This is a genomic window from Spirillospora sp. NPDC046719 (assembly GCF_040645715.1).
Taxonomy (GTDB): Bacteria; Actinomycetota; Actinomycetes; order Streptosporangiales; family Streptosporangiaceae; genus Spirillospora.
On sequence record NZ_JBEYYT010000685.1, the window covers coordinates 1 to 3,574 of the forward strand.

Sequence of the window (3,574 nt, forward strand, 5' to 3'; positions counted from 1 at the left end):
TCCGGCGGCGGGCCGGGCCGCGGACCGCCGGCCGATCCCGCCGCGCGCCACCGAGCCCTCGACCTGCACGAACGCACCACGGCGCCTATTGTCGATTTCGCCTTGATCGTATCGGTCTGACGCCGGGCGAAGAGCGGTCCGAAGGCGATCCGAAGCCGGTCAGGGCGATCAGGCGTCGGTCAGGCGTCGATCAGCTCGATCAGGTCGGCGATGGACGGCACCACCCGGTGCGGGCGGAACGGGAAGCGGCCCACCTCGTCCTTGCGGGTCACCCCGGTCAGCACCAGGATCGTCTCCAGGCCCGCCTCCACGCCGGCGACGATGTCGGTGTCCATCCGGTCGCCGACCATCGCGGTCTGCTCGCTGTGCCCGCCGACCACGTTCAGCGCGGTCCGCATCATCAGCGGGTTCGGCTTGCCGACGAAGTACGGCTCCACCCCCGTCGCCCGGGTGATCATGGCGGCGACCGCGCCGCAGGCGGGCAGCGAGCCCTCCTGGGACGGGCCGATCGGGTCGGGGTTGGTCGCCACGAACCGCGCGCCGCCCTCGATCAGCCGGATCGCCTGGGTGATCTGGGAGAAGCTGTAGGTGCGGGTCTCCCCCAGCACCACGTAGTCGGGCCGGATGTCGGTGAGGACGTAGTCGGCCTCGTGCAGCGCCGTGGTCAGCCCCGCCTCGCCGATCACGTACGCCGATCCCTCGGGCCGCTGGTCGGCCAGGAACCGCGCGGTGGCCAGCGCCGAGGTCCAGATGAACTCGGCCGGGACCTGCAGCCCGACCGCGGCCAGCCGCGCCGACAGGTCGCGGCGGGTGTAGATCGAGTTGTTGGTCAGCACGAGGAACGGCTTGCCGGAGGCGGCGAGCCTGCGGATGAACTCGTCGGCGCCGGGGACGGGGTGGCCCTCGTGCACCAGCACGCCGTCCATGTCCGACAGCCAGTACTCGATCGGCTTGCGCTCGGTCATGTCCCCATTGTCGCAGGTCGGGATCTTCGAGTGGAACGGTCCGCGGGGGTGTCGCCGGGCGAACCGGCCGGTAGGGCGGTGGTGGAGCCCGGCGCGGGCCGTGCCGGTGCGGGACGGACACCGGACGGACCGCGGACCGTTGACCGGGAAGTGAGACAAATCATAGATTTGCCCCACGGTGCGCCGAACCGCGTTCGGTGTAAGGGCCGCGCGGCGGCGCGCCGGTACGGTCCGCGGGAGGCGCGCGTGCAGAGCCGCGAAGTGAACGGCCCCGAACTGACGAGCATCGCCGAGGTCAGAGCCCGGCTGACGGCCCCGGGCCAGCTGTTCGAGATGGACGAGGTCGACATCCGCGGCGTCAGAACCCGCGTCTGGAAGAACGCCCCGACCACCCTGCGCGAGATCCTGGAACTGTCGCGCGGCCACGGCGACGCCCCGTTCCTGGTCTACGAGGACGACCGGCTGAGCTTCGCCGAGCACCACCGCCGCGCGGCGGCGTTCGGGCGGCTGCTGGTCGCCGAGCACGGGATCGCCAAGGGCGACCGCGTCGCGATCGCGATGCGCAACTACCCCGAATGGTCGGTGGCGTTCTTCGGCGCCGCCGTCGCCGGCGCCGTCGTCGTCCCGCTGAACGCCTGGTGGAGCGCCGACGAGCTGGAGTACGGGCTGCGCGACAGCGGCGCCCGGCTCCTCATCGCCGACGCCGAACGCGCCGAGCGCCTCGCCGGGGTCCTGCCCGGCCTCGGCATCCCGCTGCTGGTCGCCCGCCCCGGCGGTGCCCCGCCCGCCGGCGGCGAGGACTTCGACGCCGCCCTCGCCCGGGCGCTCGCAGACGGCACGGACGGCGCGGGCGCTCTGCCGGACGTGGCGATCGACCCCGAGGACGACGCCACGATCTTCTACACCTCCGGCACCACCGGACGCTCCAAGGGCGCCCTCGGCACCCACCGCAACATCACCACCAACCCGGTCAGCCTCGCCTACGGGCTGCTGTCGGCCGGAGTACGCGCCGGCGCCACGATCGAGCAGCTCACCACGCCCCAGCCCCGCGTCACCCTGCTGAGCGTCCCGTTCTTCCACGCCACCGGCTGCCACTCGGTCCTGGTCAGCAGCGCCCTGCAGGGCGGCACCGTCGTGCTGATGTACAAGTGGGACGTCACCAAGGCGCTGCAGCTGATCGAGCGCGAGCGCGTCACCGGGTTCGGCGGCGTGCCCACCATGGCGTGGCAGGTGCTGACCTCCCCCGACTTCGGCAAGTACGACACCTCCAGCCTCACCGGCGTCAGCTACGGAGGCGCCCCCGCCGCGCCCGCCCTCGTCGACAAGATCAAGGAGCTGCTGCCCCAGCGGGTCCCCGGCAACGGCTACGGCCTCACCGAGACCTCCACGGTCACCACCTACAACGGCGGCGTGAACTACCTGGAGCACCCCGACAGCGTCGGCCCGCCCGTCGCGGTCTGCGACGTGCGGGTCGTCGACCCCGCCACCGGCGAGGACCTCCCGCCGGGCGAGGTCGGCGAGCTGCTCATCGCCGGCCCCAACGTCATCAAGGGGTACTGGAACAAGCCGGAGGCGACCGCGCAGGCGTTCGCGGACGGCTGGTTCCACAGCGGCGACCTGGCCCGCGTCGACGACGACGGGTTCGTCTACATCGTCGACCGCGCCAAGGACATGCTGATCCGCGGCGGCGAGAACATCTACTGCGCCGAGGTCGAGGCCGCGCTCTACGAGCATCCCGCCGTCGCCGACTGCGCCGTCATCGGCGTCCCCCACGACGTGCTCGGCGAGGAGGTCGGCGCCGTCGTCGTGCCCCGCCCCGGCACCGCGCCGGCCCCCGAGGAGATCCAGGCGTTCCTGCGCGAGCGGATCGCCGCGTTCAAGGTGCCCGTCCACTTCTGGTTCCGCGACGAGGGACTGCCGCGCAACCCCGGCGGGAAGATACTCAAGACCCGGCTGCGCAGCGAACTGCTCGGCTGACCCCCCGCCACCGCGACGCCGGCGCGCCCGTCCACCCCCGGGCGCGCCGGTTAACGTGATCACGTGAGCGAACAACAGCGACCCAGCGGCGGCGCCGTCCGCCAGATCAACGCACCGGGCCTGGCGCCCGGCCCCGGCTACAGCCACGTGGTGTCGGTGGACCTCCCCGGGCGCCTCGTCGTGGTCAGCGGCCAGATCGCCGTCGACGCCGAGGGCAACCTCGTCGGCCCCGGCGACCTGGAGGCCCAGACCCGGCAGGTGTTCACCAACCTGGAGGCGGCGCTCGCGGCCGCCGGCGCCCGCTGGGAGCACGTGATCCGGCTCGGCTACTTCCTGCTCGACGCCAGCGCGGTCGGCGTCGTGCGCGCCGTCCGCACGCAGATGCTGCCGGACGGCGTCGACCCCGCCGCGTCCCTGATCCAGGTGTCCGGGCTGGTCCGCGACGACCTGCTCATCGAGGTGGAGGCCCTCGCCGTCGTCCCCGCCGCCTGACCCCGGCGGCCCCGGCGGCCCCCGAGAGCGCCGGGGGGGGGGGGGGGGGGGCCCCCCCCCCCCCCCCCCCCGGGGGGCGGCGGGGGGCGGGGGTGAACGCGCCGTTGGGGGGGCGGGCGCCCCCCCCCGGGGGGGTCCCC

3 protein-coding genes are annotated in these 3,574 nt (G+C 73.7%); 2 read left to right on the forward strand and 1 reads right to left on the reverse strand.

Features of this window, described 5'->3' with window-relative positions:
- Positions 1-179: 179 nt before the first annotated feature.
- A complete protein-coding gene (locus ABZ914_RS48590; RefSeq protein ID WP_500201391.1) occupies positions 180-965 on the reverse strand; it encodes an HAD-IIA family hydrolase in 786 nt (261 codons plus the stop codon).
- A 246-nt stretch (positions 966-1,211) separates the two neighbouring features.
- On the opposite strand from ABZ914_RS48590, the gene ABZ914_RS48595 reads away from it, so the two are divergent.
- Together ABZ914_RS48595 and ABZ914_RS48600 are read left to right on the forward strand one after the other, a co-directional pair.
- A complete protein-coding gene (locus ABZ914_RS48595) occupies positions 1,212-2,942 on the forward strand; it encodes a class I adenylate-forming enzyme family protein (RefSeq protein WP_500201392.1) in 1,731 nt (576 codons plus the stop codon).
- A 63-nt stretch (positions 2,943-3,005) separates the two neighbouring features.
- Positions 3,006-3,434 (forward strand): RidA family protein, encoded by a 429-nt coding sequence (locus tag ABZ914_RS48600; RefSeq protein WP_500201393.1) that lies wholly within the window; start codon positions 3,006-3,008, stop codon positions 3,432-3,434.
- Positions 3,435-3,574: the final 140 nt, after the last annotated feature.

What these genes read in the sequence shown, in the direction of transcription:
- ABZ914_RS48590 (WP_500201391.1), bottom strand. Translation starts at nt 965, where the DNA reads ATGACCGAGCGCAAGCCGATCGAGTACTGGCTGTCGGACATGGACGGC.